This window comes from Cypionkella sp. PAMC25878 (assembly GCF_058135695.1).
The window spans coordinates 1,377,548-1,397,510 of the sequence record NZ_CM176871.1; the positions used below are offsets into that span (position 1 = coordinate 1,377,548).

Sequence of the window (19,963 nt, forward strand, 5' to 3'; positions counted from 1 at the left end):
CAACCTTACACCGGATTATCCACCCGCAGCGTCACCTGCACCCGGCCCTTCACGGCGCTGGGCCATTTCAGATTGGCAAACTGCCCGCCCGCGCCCTGTTCGACTTGCGCATAGGGCGTGACAAACTGCGCCGCCCCCGCAGCATTGGTGATCGCGCCTTCGGCCACCACCGCCGTGACATTGCGCGCCCGCCCGCCAAACGGCAGCAGGTTGTTGCTGTTCACCGCCCAAGTATCCGACACGGTATTTTGCGTATGCTCAATCAGCATCGGGCTGACCGCGCGCTGCGTCACGCCGTTGAAGGTATTCTGATCAAAGCTGATGTTGCGGAACGAATTGAACTCCAGCGTCGCATAGCTGGTGTCAATCGACTCCACCCGGTCAATATCGCCAGAACGCGCGTAAAACACATTGCCCGTGACCGAAAGCCCCGAAATGAAATGCCCCGGTCCGCGTGGTGTCAGCACGATCCAACTGAACCAGGGGGCCACGTTTTGCGCGGTGAACACGTTGCCCGTCACGCTGAGGCCGCCAAAAGAGTATTCGTTGGCATATTGCGGCTCTGCATCATGTTCGTTTGACAGCTCGATAAAGCTGTTGTCGATATAGTTGCCGGTGATGAAGGTTTTGGCATTGGTTTGTGTCAGCACCAGTCCTGCGCGCCGCACCCCGTTCAGGCTGTCATCGCCGCCGAAAAAGTGGTTGCCCAAAAACACTCCACCCGAACCTGCCACAACGCCAAAATGCCCAAACCGCGACGCCCGGTTGTTGCGGATTTTGATGTCATTCGAATTGGTGTTGAACGCGATCGACGTGCGGTTCTGCGCCAACTCGTTCTGATCGTTTGAGTAGAACTGACAATTCTCGATGTGCAGATCCTGACAGCCTTCACCGGTCGAGGTGATGGCGCGGTCTTTCACCAGATGGAAGCCGCAGTCGAACACCTCAAACGTAGCGCCTGACAGGGCGAGATTGATCGCGCTGGCATTGCCGCCGCAGGTAAATTCAACCTCCGAGATCTGAAAGCGCTTCAACTCGGTAAATCCAGAGAAGTCAAGCATGTAGGCATAACGGGTGAAGGTGAAGGTGCGGGTCCCTGCGGCGGCCCACAGGGCTCTGCTCAGGGTGATCGTGCTGGTGCCGACATTTTTCGAGGTAACATAAACCTCGCGCCCAACCCCGGTGCCGCTAACCCGCGCGCCCACGGGAATGGAAGCGATATTGGCCACGCCTGTCAGCGTGAACGGATTGGCCACCGCATAGGTGGCAACTGCACTCACCACCTGTGTATTCCAGCCTGCACCCGCCACCGCGACCAGATTGCCGTTCACCAAACTGCGCCGCGTGCCAAAGATGGTTAGGCCGCTGAGCGCCTGCACGTTGATCGGGGCTGTCAACTCCACCCGCCGCCCGTTCAGATCCAGCGTCACATGGTCGGTGAAATAGAACAGCGCCTGCAACGCCTTCTTGAATCCGCTGAGTTCGCTGCCAAACGCCGCCGTATAGGTATCAAGGTTATAGTTGCGGGTGCAGGCCAAGCGCTGGGCATCCGGCATCACAAGCGTGCCTTCAAACTGCACCGGGTTCTCAAACGTCAGGTGTGATCCGATGTAATATACCCCCGGCGAGACCACCACGGTCTTGCCCGCCGCCGCCGTATCCGCCGCATCAAACGCCGCGCGATCATCGGTGACGCCATCGCCCACCGCGCCATAATCGCGCACATCGACCCAATCGAACATCTCGGCATGGAACACATCCGTGACATCCTCAATCGTGATGTCGTCAATCCGCACCACGCCGCCGGTCGGCCCGGTCAGATCCAGCCCGAAATGCCCAAATGCAGGCGCGGTGCCCCAGACCATATCCACCCCCGGCCGATTGCCTGACCCTACGATCGCACTGACCACCACCACCGCGCCGTAACCTGTCAACGCCACATCCGGCCCCTGCTGATCGGCAGATGTCACGTTGGTCCCCGAGCCTGACCCCGCCCAACCCGCAATCCGCACCGTGGGCAGCGCGCCGCTGATCGCCTTCACCCGCGCCGTTACCCGCAGATACATCCCCGGCTGACACGGGATCGACTGAAAGCAGCGCAGCTTTTGCACCGCAGAGGTCTTTTGCAACTCCAGACAGCCCGCGAAATCCTGATCCGAAGGCACATAGGCCGCATTGGCCTGCCCCAGATACGAGCCCTGACCGCTGAGCCCATCCTCGCGCGACCACAGTGCCAGACCTGCCGAAAACGGCGGCGGCATCAGCACCAACCCTTGCGTAATTGCCTTGTTCATCGCGTTACCTCGCCTCGGTTTGCCAGTGATTCCGCAGCCGCTGCGATATGCGCAGGGCGTAAGGCCGAAGTGCTACAGACAAAGCGTTAACCACCGCCAACAGCGGCGCGCGCTGCCACAGGGGAGTTTGCGGCGGATTCTACGGCGCGTATTTCCGCATCCATCAGCAAGCTGCCGCCTAAAAAACAGCCGCCCGACGAATCGGATGGCGTGAGGTGCTGTTTTTTGAGAATAAACTGTGCTATTCAACCGGAAATAGATCGTAGATTTTACCCCAATGATTGTGTCAACCTGTGCCTTTGATAGACTGAGGATCCCCAGATGAACCCTTATGTATATCGGCTGCTGTCGATGGACCGAGGCAAAAAGCGGGTGCTTCAGGTCGCGGTTGATGTGCTGCTGCTGCCGATGATGTTCGTCCTTGCGATGTGGCTCAAGCTGGATGGGTTTGGCTTTCTGCGCGATCCGCAGGTCTGGCTGGTGCTGATTCCGGTGCTGCCTGCCACGATTTACACCTTCGTGCGGTTGGGGTTTTACCGCGCCGTGCTGCGCTATATCGCCGGGCGGGCGCTGATCACCATCCTGATGGGCGCAATGATCTCTGCGGTGACAATGACGGTCGTGGCGCAGCTGGCCGATCTGCCGGTGCCGCACGCCGTGCCGCTGATCTACATGCTGCTGACCTTCCTTAGCATCGGCGGCGTGCGCTTTGGCTTCCGCGAACTGGTGAACTACGCGCAAAACCGCCGCAAGGAACGCGTGGCGATCTATGGCGCTGGCGCGGCGGGGCGGCAGTTGTTGCAAGTGCTGCATCAGCGCAGCGACTATGTTCCGGTCGCGTTTATTGACGACTCGCGGCAGGCTCAAGGCACCCATGTCGGCGGCTTGATGGTCTATTCGCCGTTGCAGATTGAATCGCTGATCCGCAACAACGGCGTCAATGTTGTGCTGCTGGCGATCCCCTCGGCCAGCAAATCCCGCCGCAACGAAATCCTGAAATCGCTGGAAAGCCAGCCGCTGCTGATTCAGACGGTGCCGGGTCTGGACGATATCATGACCGGCAAGGCCAGCATTGATCAGATCAATGACATCAGCATTGAAGACCTGCTGGGCCGTGATCCGGTGCCGCCGCAGCGTGAGCTGTTGGGGGCCAATATCACCGGCAAGGTGGTGATGGTCACCGGGGCAGGCGGCTCAATTGGCTCTGAGCTCTGCCGGCAGATCCTGCGGCTGAAGCCCGCGCGACTGGTGCTATATGAAATCTCGGAACTGGCGCTTTATACCATCGAGCAAGAGCTTGCGACGATGCAGAAGGTCTTGCGCTCTGATGTTGCCATCTCGCCGGTACTGGGCTGCATCAAATCGGTGCGGCTGGTGGATCGCACCCTGCGGCACTTTGAGGTTGAGACGGTGTATCACGCCGCCGCCTACAAGCATGTGCCTTTGGTCGAACACAACATCGCCGAGGGCGTGCGCAATATCGTGTTTGGCACCGCCACCTTGGCCGAGGCCTCGATTGCCGCCGGGGTGAAATCCTTCATCCTGATCTCATCGGACAAATCGGTGCGCCCGACCAATATCATGGGGGCCTCGAAACGCTTGGCCGAACTGGTCTGCCAATCGCTGGCCGATGCGCCGCGTAATTCTGGGACCACGATTTCCATGGTGCGGTTTGGCAATGTGCTGGGCTCCTCCGGCTCGGTGATTCCGCTGTTCCGTCGCCAGATTGAGGCCGGCGGCCCGATCACCGTGACGCATCCCAAGATCACCCGCTTCTTCATGACCATCCCCGAAGCCGCCCAGCTGGTGATTCAGGCGGGCGCTATGGCGCAGGGGGGTGAGGTCTTCGTACTGGATATGGGTGATCCGGTGCTGATCACCGAACTCGCCGCGAAAATGGCGCGTTTGCATGGGCTTAAGCCGATCATTTTTACCGATCCGGTGACGGAAAAACCCGGCAAGGGCGAGATTGGCATCGTGTTCACCAAACTGCGCCCCGGCGAAAAACTGCATGAGGAATTGCTGATCGGCAACGATCCAAAACCCACCAGCCATCCGCGCATCATGTCAGCCACCGAATGTCGTCAGCCCTTGGATGAATTGTCCGCCGCCCTCGTGCAACTGGCGCAGGCCTGCGACCGCAATGATGTTGAGCGCATCCGCAAGATCATGATTGATCAGCAAACCGCCTATCAGCCGACCAGCGAGATCTTCGATCAATTCTGGACCGGCGAGGACGAGCTTGATGTTGCTGCCGACAAAGCCCCCGATCAACGCCGCCTGACTTTGGTGCATGGCTGAGCGTCGGTTTGCGCTTCGGCTCGGGGCCGGATTCTCAGCGCAGCCGCTGCGAGGGTTACCGCTCATCTGCATCGGCATCCGCACCACATTGGCGGTATTTTACTGTCGCATTGGTGGTGTTTGCGAAAAATTTCGCCTATCAATAAGGCAAGGTGCCCGAGCTACAGGGCGCACAGGGTGGGGTTGGCAGGCATGACGCGATCAAAATATCTGGTTTTGTGCGGGCTCTGCGGTGTTTTCGCTTTGCCAGCGCAAGCCGAAATGCACCCCAGCCTTGGGTTTTCCGGCGTCACCGGCCTGATCGACATGCCCTCGGGTGAGCAGCAAAGCGACGGCACCTTGTCGGTGGTGAAATCGCAATTCGGCCCGATTGGCCGCACCACTTTGTCGTTCCAGATCACCCCCCGGTTGTCCGGCAGCTTCCGCTATTCCTCGGTGAAAGACTGGTTCACAAACCCCAGCGATGGCATCACCACCTATTATGATCGCAGCTTCGATCTGCGGTATCAGATCACACAAGAGGGCCGCTATGTCCCGGCGATCACCGTCGGCTTGCAAGACATCATCGGCACCGGCGTGCAGTCGGGCGAATATATCGCCGCCACCAAAACCTTTGGCGATAAGGTAAAAGTCACCGCCGGTTTGGGCTGGGGCCGCTATGGCAGCTATGGCTCGATCGGTGCGCCATTCGGGGATCGCCCCGCGGTTGATTTCGGCTTGGGTGGCAAGCTGCGCACCGGCCAATGGTTCCGCGGCGATGTCGCCCCCTTCGCCGGGGTGGAGTGGCAACTTAACCCGAAGTGGTCGCTTAAGGCCGAGTATTCGTCGGATGCCTACGTCGAAGAAGCTGGCAACCGCGCCACGTTCCAGCGTAACTCTCCCTTCAACTTCGGCGTCGAATACAGCGCAAAGAACAATCTGCGGCTTGGGCTTTATTCACTTTACGGCTCGGAAATCGGCTTCTCGGCTCAGATCGTGCTGGACCCTAAGAAAAACCCGCACGGCGGCAGTTTGGGCCCCGGCCCATTGCCTGTGACGGCAAGTGCGGCGGCAAAAAGCTGGGGGCCAAACTGGGTCACCGACCGGGGCGCGCAAACCGCAATGCGCGATCAGACGCAAAGCATCCTGGCGCATGACGGCATCATGGTGGAGAGCATCGCGATCTCGCCCACCCGTGTGCATCTGCGCATCCGCAACACCCGGCTGGATAATGCCCCGCAAGCCATTGGCCGCACCGCGCGCGCGCTTGCCGCGACCATGCCCGCTTCGGTGACAACGTTTGAGATTGTGCCGATAGCGCAAGGCGTGCCGTTGTCCACAGTGGTGATTCGCCGCGCTGATCTTGAAGCTTTGGAATTCGCGCCCGGCCAAGATATCGCGATGGAGCAGCGCACCCAGATCCTGCCCGCGCCCGGCGCCCTGCCCGCAGGCGCGATCCTCAGCGACAGCCAATATCCCCGCTTCAAATGGGGCCTGTCGCCGTATGTTGCGACCAGCCTGTTTGATCCTGGCAAGCCCTTGCAAGCGGATGTTGGCCTGCGGCTCACCGCCCGCTATGATTTCGCGCCCGGCCTGATCGCCTCGACCTCTATCACCAAAAAGCTATATGCTGGCATTGAACGCTCTACCTTCGCGTCGCGCACCAAACTGCCACCCGTGCGCAGTGATGCCAGCGTCTATGCCACCGAGGGCGACCCCGCCATTGAACGCCTGACCTTCGCTTGGTATGCTAAACCCGGCCCTGAACTTTATAGCCGCGTGACTGTTGGTTATCTGGAGCCGATGTTCGGCGGGATCTCGGGCGAATTGCTCTGGCAGCAAACCGGCAAGCCCTATGCGCTGGGGATTGAGGTGAATTACGTCAAGCAGCGCGATTTTGACCAGCTGTTTGGCTTTCAGGATTACAGCATCGTCACCGGCCATGTCTCGGGCTATTACAGCTTTGGCGGCGGCTATCATGCTCAGCTTGACGTGGGCCGCTATCTTGCGGGCGATTATGGCGCGACGCTTTCGCTGGACCGTGAATTTGCCAATGGCATCAAGGTTGGGGCTTTTGCCACCTTGACCGATGTGCCGTTTGACACGTTTGGCGAAGGGTCGTTCGACAAGGGCATCCGCATTGATATGCCGCTGGCGTTCCTCAGCGGGCGGCCAACGCAAAAGGTGTCGCGCATGGTGTTGCGCCCGCTGTTGCGCGATGGCGGCGCGCGGGTCGATGTCGAAAACCGGCTGTATGACACCGTGCGGAAATATCAGGAAACCGACCTTGACGCCGCTTGGGGGCGGTTTTGGAGATGATCTTGCGCCGCAGCCAACGCCTCGCCCTTTCTGCTGGCCTTGCAGCCGTTCTGACTCTGGCGGCCTGTGGGTCTCCGGCGTTGATGAAGGCGGTTTCGAGTGCCGCCGGATCGACCAATTCGGCCAGTGCGCAGCCTGCAGTGGGTGCGCCGCAGATTTGGTTGACCTTAGTGTCGCGCGGGGTGAAATTCCCGATGTCACAGTTGGCGGTGCGCGATGGCGTGGCAATCTACGCCTCGAAAGATGGCTCACAAGTCTTTTTGCGCAATGGCGTTCTAGTTGGCACGCGCGGCTTTGGTCTTGACCTGATGTCTGCCGATGCCCCCACCGCAGCCACATTGCGCGCAGGGGCAGCACATCAACGCAGTTATTATGACCTCGACGGCACCGACACGACGATTCGACATGTGTTCACCTGCACGGTTGAGCGGGATGCCGCCGCCGGAAATGCCATAGCCGAGGCCTGCACCGCCGATATTGGGACGATTCGTAACCAATATTGGTTCGATTCTGCTGGTTCTGTAAGCAAATCGCGGCAATGGGTGTCGCAGGGTGTCGGATATGCCGCGGTTGAACGAAAAGATGGCTGATTCTGCTTGCGTTAGACTTTTCTTTTAAGCCTGCTCGCTGTATGGTTGCTTAGATCATCCATCTAACCGGAGTATTTCAATGAATAAGATCGCTTCCTTCGCACTCGTTTCTTCGCTCGTTTTGGCTTCGTCCGCAGCTTTCGCTGGCGGCATGGTTGAGCCGACTGTAGAGCCGGTTCCCGTCGTTGTTACAGAAAACGCTTCGTCCTCGGCGACGCCGTTGTGGGCAATCATCGCTGGTGTCGTTGTCGTCGGCGCAGTGCTGTCGTCCTCGAACTAAGCTACGCTGCCCTTCTGGGTGGGTGTATTGAATTTAAACGCCCAAGCTTTTGCTTGGGCGTTTTGCTTTTTGTGGCCTTGCCGTTCAACAGAAACGGGAGGTCTTCGTCTCTGCTGCATTGCAAAGCGGCATCGTTAAGCCTCGATGCGGACCCGCGTGTCTCTGCGCGCCAATGCTCCGACGGATGCTGTCCCGCCTCCCTAGCGCTCGGTGTGGCAAAATCTTAACGATTCCTGAACGCGATCCTGTAACCCCTTGATGTGTATACAGCCCACCCCTTGTCCACGCGTGGACAGGCCTTCAATACCCCTTACCGCGCGCCGAGATCGGCCAAACCACTTCCACCACCCCGCCTCGGACGCCCACATACCAATCATGTAAATTACAGGTCGGATCACAATGTCCCGGCACCAGCCGCAGCTTATCATTGATCCGCAAAATCCCGCCCGGATCGCTGATCTCCCCATGCTCGTCAGAACAGTTCCGATACTCCACCCCCTGCGTGCCCGACACCACCGGTAGTCCCGAATCAACCGCCAAAGCCTTCAACCCCGCATCACACACCGCCCAATCCGTCCGGACGTGGCTCATCACCGAGGTCAGCACAAACAGCGCGTTTTCCCACATCCCCTGATCAAACCGCCGCCCGTCCTGATCCAACACCCGGCCATAATCCGCGTCCATGAACGCATAAGACCCGCATTGCAGCTCGTTATAAACCCCCGAACCGCCCTCCAACGGCCAACTCCCGGTTCCCGCCCCGCCGATAATATCGCACTCCAGCCCTACCCCCCGCAGCGCCGATACCGCCGCGTGAACCTGATCCACCGCCACCTCAATCGCAGCCTTGCGATCCGCAAACAAAGTCAGATGCTGCATCGCGCCCTGATAGGCCTGCACTCCCGAAAACCGCAGCCCCTCCGCCGCCGCAATCGCCTGCGCCAGCCCCACCACAGCCGCCGTGCCCCGCACCCCACAGCGCCCGGCCCCGACATCCATCTCGACCAAACACTCCACCACCACCCGATGCCGCCGCGCCGTTGCCGCCAAATCCGCCACATTGCCCACATCATCGACGCAAACAATCACCCGCGCCCCTCGCAGCACCAGCCGCGCCAAACGGTCGATCTTGACCAAATCCGTCACCTGATTGGACACCAACACATCCATCACCCCGCCGCGCACAAAAGCCTCGGCTTCCGACACTTTCTGGCAACACACCCCGCAAGCGCCCCCCAACCGCATCTGCAACAAAGCCACATCCACCGATTTGTGCATCTTGCCATGCACCCGGTGCCGCACCCCCAAAGCCCGCGCGGCTTCGCCCATCTTGACGATATTCCGCTCCAAAGCATCGAGATCCAGCAGCAGACAGGGTGTCTGCACCTCGGCCTCCACCATTCCCGGCAGCGCCGGAATGTCATAGCCCACCTCAAAAGCGCTGAAATCCATCTGCCATCTCCTTACAGTCCCCTGCGCAGAGTTACCCAAAACCCAAACCTCCGCCACCTGTCCCAGCTGCAACGAAAGTTTTTTTCAACGCCACAATCCATGCTATGCTGCATCTGCATTCTGCTTTCACCCCGGCCCCGCTGCGGTGCCGCGTAAAAGGGCCGTCCCATGTCGAACCCACCCCGCCTGCGCGGCCGCCCAAAATCCACCACTGACAAGACCGAGCAAAACACCGTTCAAGCCCTCGACCGTGCGCTTGGTTTGCTAAAATTTCTGGCGGACAGCGCCGGTATGACCCTGTCGGAACTCGCCGAACGCAGCGCCCTTCCAGTCGCCACGGTGTTTCGTGCCCTCGTGACCCTGCAAGGTCACGGCATGGTTGAACTCGAAGACCCCGGCCAAGTCTGGCACATCGGCCCCGGCACCTTCCGTGCCGGATCGGCCTTTCTGAAACGCACCAAAATCACGGAACGCGCCCGCGCTCCGATGGAGGCTTTGCGCGACGCCACCGGCGAAACCGTCAGCCTTGGGATCGAGGCCGCGGGTGAGGTTTTGTTTCTGTCTCAAGTTGAGGCCACCGCCGATCTGCGCGCCTTCTTTCCCCCCGGCAGCACCGGGCTGATGCATCTCTGCGCCCCCGGCAAGGCGCTGCTGGCGTGGTATGCAACGGAAAAGACAGAAGAAATCCTGAACCGCAGGGGCATGACCCGCGCCACCACCCTCTCGCTCTCCAGTCCCGAAAGCCTCAGCCGCGACCTCGCCCGCACCCGCGAGCGCGGCTTTGCGATTGACGACCAAGAACGCGCCGAGGGCATGCGCGGCGTTGCCGCCCCGATCTTCAACGCCTTCGCCGAACCGGTCGCCGCCATCAGCATCGCAGGCCCGACCTTCCGCATGGGCCTATCCGACGCCACCCGCTTCGGCAGCCTCGTGCGCGCCAGCGCTGACCAGATCACCGAAGCCACGGGCGGCCAACGCCCCTAAGCTTTGCTCTTTTTGAAATACTCCCGCGCGGAGCGCTCCCCCGCCGCCCCGTGCGCGCCAATTTTTTGATCAAAACCCCGTCGTCCCCATTGATCGACGCCCGATCCCGTGATCTGACTTGGCCCAATCGTCAGAAAGGGCAAGCCCATGAACCTGTTCATCAACGGCTTTGGTCGCATTGGCCGCTCGGTCTTGCGCGCGGCGCTGAAAGGGGCGGCTCCGGGTGCGAAGATTATCGGCGTCAACGACATCGCCGCCGCTGAGATGTGCGCCTATCTGTTTGAATTCGACTCGGTTTTCGGGCCTTGGCCGGGGCAGGTCAGCTTTGATGGCACCAGTTTGGTGATCGACGGATTGTCCATCCCGCTGCATCGCACCCCCGATATCTCCAGCCTTGCGTTGAAGGGTGTCGACGTCGTGCTGGAATGCACGGGCCGTGCCGACGCGCGCGAAATGGCCACGCGCGGCCTACGCGGTGGTGCCCGTAAAGTGCTGATCTCTGGCCCGTCAAAAGCCGCTGATCTGACCGTGGTTTTGGGCGCGAATGACGCGCAACTCACCACCCAGCAGATCGTCTCGAACGCCTCTTGCACCACCAATGCTTTGGCGCCCTTGGCCCGGTTGATCCATGAAAACTGGGGCGTGGTGACCGGCTCGATGACCACGATTCACTGCTATACCGGCAGTCAGCCCACGGTGGATGCCCCCGCCGCCGATTTCGCCCGCTCGCGCGCCGCTGCTTTGTCGATGGTGCCGACCACGACTTCGGCGCAGCGGCTGCTGGATCAGGTGTTGCCGCAGATCGCGGGCCGGATTGAAGGCTCGGCGGTGCGGGTGCCGACGGCTTCGGTGTCCGCCGTCGATCTGGCGGTGATGACCGAACGCGCAACCACGGTGGCCGAGGTCAACGCGGCGCTAAGCGGAGCAGGCGGGGTGATGGGCTCGACTGTGAAAGCCCTCGTCTCGACCGATCTGCGCGCCCGCCCGGAAAGCATCGTGATGGCGTTGCCTGAGACCCGCGTGACAAAGGGCGGCATGCTGCGGGTGTTCGGCTGGTATGACAACGAATGGGGGTTTTCCAACCGGATGTTGGATATCGCCGCCCGGATGGCGCAATGCTGAAAGGCTTTTTCATTGCTGGGCCGACCGATGATGGCGATGCGGTGACGGGTCACTATTACGAGGCCGCCAGCCCTGACCCCACCCGCGCGCAAGTCTGGATCTATAGCGCGGCACTGTCCTACGCCCCCGGCGAGACCCTGATCCTGCACGCGATGTCCAGCGCACCCGAAGCACAACTGACCATCGCCCGAGACGGCCTAACCCCCGAAATCCTACTGCAAACCACAGTTGCCACGACCTTCGCCGCCACCCCATTTGACGCCTCCGAGCACGGCTGCCACTGGCCCGAGACCCTCCGCCTGCAAATCCCGCAAGATTGGCAGAGCGGCGTCTACATCCTGACCGTCACCATTCCCGGCCATTCCTCGCAGGACCTGTTCGTCCTCAAGCCACTGACACGGCGAGCAAAAATCCTGATGCTGCTGACGACAGGCACTTGGTGCGCCTACAATGACTGGGGTGGCTCGAACCACTACCAAGGCCTAACTGGCCCGACCCAAGGGGACTTCGCTCCGCATGTCAGCACCCAGCGCCCGTGGGCGAAGGGCTTCGTCGCGTGGCCCAAAGACGCCCCCCGCATCCCGCACGCCTCACCCCTCTTAACCAAACCGCGTTACCCGCATATGGACTACGCCCGCGCCAAGGGCATCTCGAAGAAATACGCCTCCTCCGGCTGGGCCGCGTTTGAGCGCCCGTTCGCGCTGTGGTGCGAAGGGCAGAATATCCAACTCGACTACACCACCCAACACGACCTGCACCGCGACCCCGAAGCGCTGCACGGCTACGACCGTGTGCTGATCGCAGGCCATGACGAATACTGGACATGGGAGATGCGCGACCACCTAGAGGCTTGGCTGGATCAAGGCGGCCAACTCGCCCGCTTCGCCGGGAATTTCTTCTGGCAAACCCGGTTGTCGGACGCCCTCACCACCCAAACCTGCTACAAAACCACCGCTGAAGCGCTTGATCCCTTGGCCCAGACCAACCGCCTCACCAGCTACTGGGACCACCCGCAGATCCAACGCCCCGCCAGTGCCACCATGGGCCTGACCGGATCGGCAGGCGTCTATGCCGGATGGAGCCGCTGCGCCGCCCACGGTTCTGGTGGTTTTGCGATCTACCGCCCCGAACATTGGGCGTTGAAAGGCTCCGGCCTCGGCTATGGCGACGTGCTGGGCGCTGTCTCAAAAATCTTCGCCTACGAGGTCGACGGCATCGACTATACCATGCAGCAAGGTCTGCCCTTTGCCGCCGAAGACACCGGCCTGCAAGGTGCGCTTACCATCGTCGGTCTGTCCCCCGCCACCACGCTGTCGCATTCCACAGGCCCGCACGACCGCGACCGCTTCATCGGCACCGGCGATGCCGAAGACCTTGCACTCCGGCTTTACGGCGGCCTCACCCCCGAAAACACCGCCCGCGCCTCCCGCGGCAATGGCTGCATGGCCGAATACCGCCGGGGCAGCGGGGCGGTGTTCAACGCCGCCTCCTGTGAATGGGTCGCAGGCCTGATCGCCCGCGAACGCCCGGTCGAACAGGTCACCCGCAACATCCTGCTGGGCGATTGGGCATGATCTATCTCTGCCGCCACGGCCAAACCGAATTCAACGCCATTGGCCGCCGTCAAGGTCAGGTCGACAGCAACCTCACCGCAATGGGGCAAGCGCAGGCCACAGCCATGGGCCGCCGCCTTACCAGCCTCAACCTGTCGGAGTTTCGCATCTACGCCAGCCCGTTAGGCCGCGCCCACCACTCCGCCCGCCTGATCGCAGCCGAGCTTGGCAACCCAGAAATCACCCTCGACCCCCGCCTGATGGAAATCGGCATGGGGTCATGGGACGGCAAAACCGACCTTGAGATCGACACCGCCCACCCCGGCCTGCGCGCCTCTGTTCCGCCCGAGGCTTGGTGGTTCCACTCCCCCGATGGCGAAACCTACGCCATCTTCGCCGCCCGCCTCAAAGCCGCGCTGCGCGACATCCAATCCGATCCCACTCCGGTGAAAATCATCGTCGCCCATGCCGTCGTCAGTCGGGTGATCCGCGCCCAGTGGGCAGGTCTGACCGAGATCGAAAGCCACAGGCTCCCCGTGCCACAAGACGCCTTCTTCGCGCTCACCGAAGGCGATACGATCACCGAAATCCCCGCCTAAACTCCCGCTTAGGTCATCCTCTGCGCTCAAATATCCCCGCCGGAGGCTCCGACGTTTCGGCCCGTCCGCCCTACCAAGCCCGCAGCACCGCCTCCAGATTATCCCCCAACTCCGGGCACAAATATCCGCCCTCCTGCACGATCACGCAGGGAAGCCCCATCGCCGCCACCGCCCGCCCAATCGCCGCAAAGCCCGGTGTGGTCACCGACAGCCCGGCAAACGGATCGCCCTCGAACGCATCCAAGCCTAGCGCCAGCACCAGAGTATCCGCACCCCAAGCCTGCACCCTTTCAATGCCCTGCGCCAAAGCCACCAAGAACCCCGCATCGCCAGTGCCGCGCGCCAAAGGCAGGTTCAGGTTGGCCCCTACGCCATCCCCTTCGCCAAACTCGCCCTCATAACCCCAGAAGAACGGATAAAACCGCTCTGGATGCGCGTGCAGCGACACCGTCAGCACATCGCCCCGCGCGTAGAACATGCCCTGCGTGCCGTTGCCGTGGTGCAAATCCACGTCCAAGATCGCCACCCGCCGCCCGGCATCGGTCAGCCTTTGGGCTGCAATGCCGGAGTTGTTCAGATAGCAAAACCCGCCCGCCAGTTCGGCAAAAGCATGATGCCCCGGCGGGCGGCACAACGCGTAAGCCGACCGCTCGCCGCCCAACACCAAATCGGCCGCATGCACCGCCGTTTGCGCCGAAGCATAGGCGGCCCCCCATGTCTGCGCCGAGATCGGACACGAGGTATCGGTCATATGAAACCCCGCCTGACCCACCGCTGACAGCGGATAGCCATCCAGACGGCTGGCCGGATGCACATTCGGAATGACCTCAGCCGAGGCGCCCTCAATCCGCGTCCACCGCGCGTATATCCCCTGCAAAAACGTCACATACCTCTGCGGATGCACCGCCAAAATCGGCCCCAACCCGGCATCCGGCGCTTGCACCACCGCCCCCCCCATCCGCCGCACCGCCCCCAGCAAAGCATCGACCCGCGCAGGCTGTTCGGGGCAGGGCTTCCTCGCGCCAGAAGACAGGAAGAACTGCGGATCATGCGCCCGCTGCGCATCGTCAAACACCGTGATCATGGCTGCATCAGAGCCGTCAGGCCCTCTCCCTCAAGTATGAATGGGTCCGAGGCATCGCGCAAAGCAAAGCCCAAGGTCTCGTAAAATCCAATCGCCAAGACATTGCTGCGCTTGACCATCAGCGCCATGAACGCAGGTTGCCAATCCTGCGCATGCGCCAAAGCCGCCACCAGCAGGCCCCGCCCCAAGCCTTTACCGCGCGCGGCATGGCTCAGGTAAATATCCTGCACAAACATACCCATAGCCCCGCGCCAACTGGAGTATTCCGGCAAGAACAGGCAAAATCCCAGCGCGATGCCACGTTCTTCGACCAGCACCACCCGAAACCGTGGCTCTGCCCCAAAGCCGTGCTGCACCAGCGCCTCCACGCCGCCGCCAATCACCCCGCCTTCGGCCTCTGCCATCTCGGACAGCATCGCATGGATCAGCGCCACATCCGCTGCCACGGCCAAACGATACACGATCAAAATGCCACCTCTGCCGCACCCTTCAACCCCAGCATCGCGCGGGCCTCGTCCGAGGTCGCAACCTCACGCCCCAGCCCTTCGACAATCCCCCGGATCTGTCGCACCTGCTCGGTATTGGACCGCGCCAGCACGCCTTTCGACAGATAAAGATTATCCTCCAACCCCACCCGCACATGCCCGCCCAGTGCTGCCGCTATCGTCGCCATCGGGATCTGATTGCGCCCGGCCGCCAAGACCGAAAACTGGTAATCCGCCCCGAACAACCGATCCGCCGTGCGCTTCATCAGCATCAACATATCAGGGTCCGCCGCCATGCCGCCCAGCACGCCAAACACAAATTGGATGAACAGCGGGGCCACGACCGCCTCGCGATCCACGAAATGCTTCAGCATATACAGATGGCTGACATCATAACATTCAAACTCGAACCGCGCGCCACGCTGCACGCCCATCTCATTCAAAACAAACGCGATATCGCGCGGGGTGTTCTTGAACACCAGATCATCCGAGCCTTCCAGAAACGGCTTTTCCCAATCGTATTTCCACTGCGAAATCTTCGCCGCCATCGGATACAGCGCGAAATTCATCGACCCCATGTTCAAGCTGCACATCTCGGGCCGAAACTGCATCGGAGCCGCCAGCCGCTGCGCGAGGCTCATCACCGCCGACCCACCCGTGGTCATGTTCACCACGCCGTTGCAGCCCGCCTTGATCGCCCCCAGAAACCCAGCCCAATGCGCCGGATCGCTGGAGGGCCGCCCGGTTTCCGGCACCCGCGCGTGCAGGTGCAAAATCGCAGCCCCCGCCTCTGCCGCCTCAATCGCCGAACCCGCAATCTGCGCGCCCGTTATTGGCAAGAACTCTGACATTGACGGCGTGTGGATTGACCCGGTGATCGCACAGGAAATGATGATTTTTGACATGAAGACCCTCCGCAGCCGCCACCCTGCCACGAAGCCAATCCCTTTGCCAGAGCGTGGTCGCGGCAGGAAATCCCCGCCGCGACCGATCCGTCAACTGAACGCCCGCTTCATCCTAGGCACGTTCTGCAACACCAGAAAATCCACCAGCAGCACCGCCGCCAGCGTCAGCCCCAGCATTGGAAACGCCACCCCCAACACCAGCGCTATCACCGCCACGCCGCGCAACGGCACGCCCGCGGGCATCGGAGGTGCTGCCAACCGCAGTACACCGCTCGGGCGGCGTTTCCACCACATCACCACGCCGCTTAAGCAGACAAACACCACGACCCCGCAAAACGCGATGTTCAGCACCACGTTCCACAGCCCCAATTGCCCCTCATGCAGCGCAATGCCCACCGCCATCGACTTCGCCGCCAATCCGTAATCGGCAAACCCTACGCTGGCCAAAATCTTGCCCGTGTATTGGTCGATATGCACGGTGCGATCCGCCGTCGGGTCCGGGCCATCATAGCTGTTGGAATCTTGGCTCAGCGTCCAAACCCCGGCCTCATCCGCCGGCAGCGCCACCTGAAAACGACCCTTAAATCCAATCGTCCGCCCCAAAGCCACGATGTTTTCCAAGCTTACTGGAACCCCCATCGCAAGCCCCGTCACCCCGGCATCCGAACCTGACGCAGGCATCCGCGTCTGCTCCAACCCCCAAGGCACCGTGTCATCGGCGGTCATGTTCATGTCCTTGTGGCGCTTGTCCGACAGCGGCACATTGTCCCATTTCGCCGCCGGAAACGTGGACCAAGGCTGCACATAGCGCTCGCCCCAAATCCCGCTCCAAGCGAGGCCGGAGATCAGGAAGAACACCAGACCCAGCGAAATCCAGAACCCCAGCACGCCATGCAATGACTTCCACCAAGCCCGCCCCTTGGCGCGCAAATCTGGCAGCAGAAGGCTGCGCAAGCCCGCCCCATGGCGCGGCCAAACCAGATACAGCCCGCTCACCACCAACAGCATCCCCAGCGAGGCCGCAATCTCGACCAACCGATCACCCAGATCGCCGATCAGCAGCGTGCCGTGGATGTCATTGGCCAAAGTATACCACGTCGCGCCATTCTCGGTGTCGCGCAGCACCGCCCCCGTGTAGGGATCAACCGCGATCATCCGCTGGCCTTCCGCCAAATCCACCCGGTAAATCGCCGGAGTCATCGCGTCATGCGGTGCGATATATTGGCCGATCTTGCCCTCGGGATGGCTCGCCAGCGCAGCGCTGGCCTGATCGGTAATGCTCAGGGTTTGGGTCTGCGGCGCAATCTGCAACCGCTCGCCATATTCCGGCGCTACGGCGGTGAACCAGACCATCACGATGCCGGTGATCGCGAGCATGATCAGAAACGGAATGACATAAAGCCCGGCGTAAAAGTGCCAGCGCCAGACCGCGAAGTAGAGTTTGTTGACGCCTGAAGGCGCCGTATTGGTATCAGACATAAGGGATCATCCCAGAAAAAAGCCAAGGAAACGGGCAGAGCCCGCAGTTGCGCTTAGATCAGGACAGTCGGCGGCCCTCGCGCGGGCGGCGCGCGCGGCGGGTGGACGCTGGCATCTGCCAAGGCCACATCCGGCCAAATCACCGCGACGGGCTCCAGTTGCACCGGGGGCAGGGTGATGACGGGGGGCAGTTCCACCGCCGCGATTATCCGACAGGCGGGGCAGGGTGGTTGCTCTTTCTGACCATGCTCCGCTGTGCCGCCATCATGGCACAACTCCGGCAACGTGCCGTCCGGCATCGCATAGGCGCTGAGATCCACCGGATCGTGCAGCGCCATGCGGTGGCCAAAGCCCAACACACCCAAGGCGACTGCCAAAAGCAGCACCATCACATTTTGGGCAAATTGGCGGGCAAAGCGGCTCATGCGCTGTGGCTAACCGATCACAGGCCCGAAGATCAAGCCGCCCAACGCGGCGTTTGCGGGCTTTATTTCGACCTGCCGCACCCTAAGCTGCGGCAAAATCAGGAGGCCCGCATGCTCTTCACCGAAACCCCCGACTGGTCGGCACTTGGGGCTCGCATCACTGCAGCGCTGATCGGCCAGCACGGCGCGCAGGGGCTCGATCCTGAAAGCTTCGGCCTCGTGCTTATCACCCAAGGCGTGGAGGGCCCTGAAGGCTTTGCCCATCGCGGCGAAATCCCGGTCTACCCGTGTTCCTTGGTGAAAACTTTCCACCTGATCCATGCGCTCGCGCTGTTGGAAGATGCCCGCATCGCCCCGCATGGTGAGATGGATCGGGCTTTGCGCGACATGATCCGCTGGTCGTCGAATGGTGCCACCAACTACGCCATCGACCTGATCACCGGCACCACCGGCGACACGCTATTGCATGGCGCGGAATATCTCGATTGGGTCAACAAGCGCGAACGTCTGAACCGGTTCTTCTGGGCGCTGGGCTGGGAGGAATGGCAGGGCTGCAGCATCGCGCAAAAGCTAATGGACGACACCCGTTACGGGCGCGAGGCGCAGTTTGCCGGAGCCGACGGCGCACATCTCAACCGCCTCACCCCGCTTGCCGCCGCACGACTGCTGTGGGAGTTGTTTGACGGCACCCTGCCGCTGTCGCCACCCTCAAAAGCCCGCGCGCAAGCGATCTTGCAGCGCGACAAAGCCAGCCCAGACGCCGCAAATCCGGCCTATCAACTGTCGGAATATCTTGGCGACGATTTGCCGGAGGACGTTCAAATATGGTCGAAAGCCGGGCATAACCTGTGGACGGGCGATACCAAAACCAGTTGGTTCAAGCATGATATGATCCGCTGGCAAGCCGAGGGTCGAAAGCCCTTGACCATCGTGCTGACCACGCAAGGGCAGGGCATGGCGCAAACCAACCCACAGGCTTTCCCGCAGATCGGTCGGCTGATCTGGGACATGACCGAAGACATCACCCGCGTCTGACCGAATACCTCGGCACCCGCCCGCTATGATCTCAGCCGATCACCCGCGCCAGCAGTCTCTGCCAGTTGCTCCAGCACAGTTTTTCGGTGAGCGCCGCGCCAAAGTGGGCGTGCATCGCGCCGACAAGCTTGGGCAGCCCACTGGCATCGCTGATAAAGTTCGGAATCATCGTGCCGTCGAAATCCGAGCCCAGCGCCACACCGTCCTCGCCCAAGTGTGACAGCAAGTGATCAAGGTGGCGCAGCATGTCTTCGGGGCCTGTCGCAGGATTCTTGATCCCGTCCGGGCGCAGGAAGGCGCAGCCGAAGTTCAATCCCACCAACCCGCCGCTGTCCTTGATCGCTGCAAGCTGGCGGTCGGTCAGATTGCGGGTAGATGCGGTGATGGCATGGGCGTTGGAATGGGTGGCCACCAAGGGCTTGGCCGACACCCGCGCCACATCCCAGAACCCGGCTTCATTCAGATGGCTTAAGTCCAGCAACACCCCCAAGGCATCACATTCCCGCACCAGCCGCAGCCCGGCCTCGGTCAGCCCCGGCCCAGTATCCGGGCTGGCGGGGAAATTGAACGGCACGCCATGGCCGAAAATGTTCGGACGGCTCCACACCGGGCCAAGCGATCGCAGGCCCGCCGCATAGAAAACATGCAATGCGTCCAGATTTGCAGCAATCCCCTCAACGCCCTCAATATGCAGAATCGCCGCAATCGCCCCAGCGGCGCGGGCGCTGGCAATCTCGGCCACCGAACGACACAGCCGGATCGCATCTGGCCGCGCGCGCTGTATCCGCAGCAGAATCGCAATCTGTTCAAGTGTTTGCCGCTCGGCCCGCGCCGCATCTATCGCCGGAAATTCGCGGTGAGTCGCCATCGGATCAGGCCCGGTTCCCGGCGCGCCGCCCACCCAAACTGCAAAGAAACCACCCGCAAAGCCGCCCGCCCGACATTTTGCCAGATCAAGATCGCCATCGCGTCCGTTAAAAAATGCCTCACCCGAGAAGGATTTTTCTGCCCAAAGGCACGAGAGCAGATCATTATGCCCGTCGAAGATTGAAAAGTCTGACATTTTGCCAATTCTGT

Annotated in this window: 17 protein-coding genes; 9 read left to right on the forward strand and 8 right to left on the reverse strand. The window is 61.4% G+C overall.

Translation table 11 applies throughout. The features are described from left to right. Positions 1 to 5 precede the first annotated feature (5 nt). Positions 6 to 2,294, reverse strand: a complete 2,289-nt coding sequence (locus ACS5RD_RS06460; protein WP_489930493.1) for a right-handed parallel beta-helix repeat-containing protein — start codon at positions 2,292 to 2,294, stop codon at positions 6 to 8. Positions 2,295 to 2,615: 321 nt separating this feature from the next. Here ACS5RD_RS06460 and ACS5RD_RS06465 point away from each other — a divergent pair, with 321 nt between their 5' ends. From ACS5RD_RS06465 to ACS5RD_RS06480, 4 genes are all read left to right on the forward strand, one after another. Further along, positions 2,616 to 4,595 (forward strand): polysaccharide biosynthesis protein, encoded by a 1,980-nt coding sequence (locus ACS5RD_RS06465; protein ID WP_489930494.1) that lies wholly within the window; start codon positions 2,616 to 2,618, stop codon positions 4,593 to 4,595. 192 nt (positions 4,596 to 4,787) lie between these two features. Then, positions 4,788 to 6,893 (forward strand): YjbH domain-containing protein, encoded by a 2,106-nt coding sequence (locus ACS5RD_RS06470; RefSeq protein WP_489930495.1) that lies wholly within the window; start codon positions 4,788 to 4,790, stop codon positions 6,891 to 6,893. Positions 6,894 to 6,895: 2 nt separating this feature from the next. Beyond that, positions 6,896 to 7,483 (forward strand): YjbF family lipoprotein, encoded by a 588-nt coding sequence (locus ACS5RD_RS06475; protein ID WP_489930496.1) that lies wholly within the window; start codon positions 6,896 to 6,898, stop codon positions 7,481 to 7,483. A 79-nt stretch (positions 7,484 to 7,562) separates the two neighbouring features. After that, complete coding sequence (locus ACS5RD_RS06480; protein ID WP_489930497.1) at positions 7,563 to 7,763, forward strand: hypothetical protein; 201 nt, start codon at positions 7,563 to 7,565, stop codon at positions 7,761 to 7,763. A 300-nt stretch (positions 7,764 to 8,063) separates the two neighbouring features. Here ACS5RD_RS06480 and ACS5RD_RS06485 read toward each other — a convergent pair whose 3' ends face one another. Continuing rightward, positions 8,064 to 9,215 (reverse strand): DSD1 family PLP-dependent enzyme, encoded by a 1,152-nt coding sequence (locus ACS5RD_RS06485; RefSeq protein ID WP_489930498.1) that lies wholly within the window; start codon positions 9,213 to 9,215, stop codon positions 8,064 to 8,066. Between the two features lie 168 nt (positions 9,216 to 9,383). Here ACS5RD_RS06485 and ACS5RD_RS06490 point away from each other — a divergent pair, with 168 nt between their 5' ends. The 4 genes from ACS5RD_RS06490 to ACS5RD_RS06505 all read left to right on the forward strand — a co-directional run bounded on the left by ACS5RD_RS06490 (position 9,384) and on the right by ACS5RD_RS06505 (position 13,473). Beyond that, complete coding sequence (locus ACS5RD_RS06490) at positions 9,384 to 10,199, forward strand: IclR family transcriptional regulator (RefSeq protein ID WP_489930499.1); 816 nt, start codon at positions 9,384 to 9,386, stop codon at positions 10,197 to 10,199. Between the two features lie 147 nt (positions 10,200 to 10,346). After that, positions 10,347 to 11,321, forward strand: a complete 975-nt coding sequence (locus ACS5RD_RS06495) for a type I glyceraldehyde-3-phosphate dehydrogenase (protein ID WP_489930500.1) — start codon at positions 10,347 to 10,349, stop codon at positions 11,319 to 11,321. Continuing rightward, complete coding sequence (locus ACS5RD_RS06500; protein WP_489930501.1) at positions 11,315 to 12,895, forward strand: N,N-dimethylformamidase beta subunit family domain-containing protein; 1,581 nt, start codon at positions 11,315 to 11,317, stop codon at positions 12,893 to 12,895. The genes ACS5RD_RS06495 and ACS5RD_RS06500 overlap by 7 nt, the downstream gene beginning before the upstream one ends. Beyond that, a complete protein-coding gene (locus tag ACS5RD_RS06505; protein ID WP_054005185.1) occupies positions 12,892 to 13,473 on the forward strand; it encodes a histidine phosphatase family protein in 582 nt (193 codons plus the stop codon). The genes ACS5RD_RS06500 and ACS5RD_RS06505 overlap by 4 nt, the downstream gene beginning before the upstream one ends. Before the next feature lie 70 nt (positions 13,474 to 13,543). Here ACS5RD_RS06505 and ACS5RD_RS06510 read toward each other — a convergent pair whose 3' ends face one another. From ACS5RD_RS06510 to ACS5RD_RS06530, 5 genes are all read right to left on the reverse strand, one after another. Further along, positions 13,544 to 14,557, reverse strand: a complete 1,014-nt coding sequence (locus tag ACS5RD_RS06510) for a histone deacetylase family protein (protein ID WP_489930502.1) — start codon at positions 14,555 to 14,557, stop codon at positions 13,544 to 13,546. Then, entirely contained in the window at positions 14,554 to 15,018 is a 465-nt protein-coding gene (locus tag ACS5RD_RS06515) for a GNAT family N-acetyltransferase (RefSeq protein WP_489931343.1), read from the reverse strand. The genes ACS5RD_RS06510 and ACS5RD_RS06515 overlap by 4 nt, the downstream gene beginning before the upstream one ends. 2 nt (positions 15,019 to 15,020) lie before the next feature. Further along, on the reverse strand, positions 15,021 to 15,947 hold the full coding sequence (gene kce, locus ACS5RD_RS06520; protein ID WP_489930503.1) for a 3,5-dioxohexanoate:acetyl-CoA acetone transferase: 927 nt from the start codon (positions 15,945 to 15,947) through the stop codon (positions 15,021 to 15,023). Positions 15,948 to 16,037: 90 nt separating this feature from the next. After that, on the reverse strand, positions 16,038 to 17,426 hold the full coding sequence (locus tag ACS5RD_RS06525) for a PepSY-associated TM helix domain-containing protein (protein ID WP_489930504.1): 1,389 nt from the start codon (positions 17,424 to 17,426) through the stop codon (positions 16,038 to 16,040). A 53-nt stretch (positions 17,427 to 17,479) separates the two neighbouring features. Next, positions 17,480 to 17,851 (reverse strand): hypothetical protein, encoded by a 372-nt coding sequence (locus ACS5RD_RS06530; protein ID WP_489930505.1) that lies wholly within the window; start codon positions 17,849 to 17,851, stop codon positions 17,480 to 17,482. Between the two features lie 111 nt (positions 17,852 to 17,962). Here ACS5RD_RS06530 and ACS5RD_RS06535 point away from each other — a divergent pair, with 111 nt between their 5' ends. Then, on the forward strand, positions 17,963 to 18,886 hold the full coding sequence (locus ACS5RD_RS06535) for a serine hydrolase (RefSeq protein WP_489930506.1): 924 nt from the start codon (positions 17,963 to 17,965) through the stop codon (positions 18,884 to 18,886). Positions 18,887 to 18,917: 31 nt separating this feature from the next. On the opposite strand, the gene ACS5RD_RS06540 is transcribed toward ACS5RD_RS06535, so the two are convergent. Beyond that, positions 18,918 to 19,949: a dipeptidase gene (locus tag ACS5RD_RS06540; protein WP_489930507.1), complete on the reverse strand. Its 1,032-nt coding sequence runs from the start codon at positions 19,947 to 19,949 to the stop codon at positions 18,918 to 18,920. Between the last annotated feature and the right edge of the window lie 14 nt (positions 19,950 to 19,963).

Coding starts and splice junctions, on each gene's coding strand:
- kce (WP_489930503.1), bottom strand. CDS start 15,947: ATGTCAAAAATCATCATTTCCTGTGCGATCACCGGGTCAATCCACACG.
- ACS5RD_RS06490 (WP_489930499.1), top strand. CDS start 9,384: ATGTCGAACCCACCCCGCCTGCGCGGCCGCCCAAAATCCACCACTGAC.
- ACS5RD_RS06535 (WP_489930506.1), top strand. CDS start 17,963: ATGCTCTTCACCGAAACCCCCGACTGGTCGGCACTTGGGGCTCGCATC.
- ACS5RD_RS06480 (WP_489930497.1), top strand. CDS start 7,563: ATGAATAAGATCGCTTCCTTCGCACTCGTTTCTTCGCTCGTTTTGGCT.
- ACS5RD_RS06460 (WP_489930493.1), bottom strand. CDS start 2,294: ATGAACAAGGCAATTACGCAAGGGTTGGTGCTGATGCCGCCGCCGTTT.
- ACS5RD_RS06485 (WP_489930498.1), bottom strand. CDS start 9,215: ATGGATTTCAGCGCTTTTGAGGTGGGCTATGACATTCCGGCGCTGCCG.
- ACS5RD_RS06530 (WP_489930505.1), bottom strand. CDS start 17,851: ATGAGCCGCTTTGCCCGCCAATTTGCCCAAAATGTGATGGTGCTGCTT.
- ACS5RD_RS06470 (WP_489930495.1), top strand. CDS start 4,788: ATGACGCGATCAAAATATCTGGTTTTGTGCGGGCTCTGCGGTGTTTTC.
- ACS5RD_RS06505 (WP_054005185.1), top strand. CDS start 12,892: ATGATCTATCTCTGCCGCCACGGCCAAACCGAATTCAACGCCATTGGC.
- ACS5RD_RS06525 (WP_489930504.1), bottom strand. CDS start 17,426: ATGTCTGATACCAATACGGCGCCTTCAGGCGTCAACAAACTCTACTTC.
- ACS5RD_RS06510 (WP_489930502.1), bottom strand. CDS start 14,557: ATGATCACGGTGTTTGACGATGCGCAGCGGGCGCATGATCCGCAGTTC.
- ACS5RD_RS06540 (WP_489930507.1), bottom strand. CDS start 19,949: ATGTCAGACTTTTCAATCTTCGACGGGCATAATGATCTGCTCTCGTGC.
- ACS5RD_RS06465 (WP_489930494.1), top strand. CDS start 2,616: ATGAACCCTTATGTATATCGGCTGCTGTCGATGGACCGAGGCAAAAAG.
- ACS5RD_RS06500 (WP_489930501.1), top strand. CDS start 11,315: ATGCTGAAAGGCTTTTTCATTGCTGGGCCGACCGATGATGGCGATGCG.
- ACS5RD_RS06495 (WP_489930500.1), top strand. CDS start 10,347: ATGAACCTGTTCATCAACGGCTTTGGTCGCATTGGCCGCTCGGTCTTG.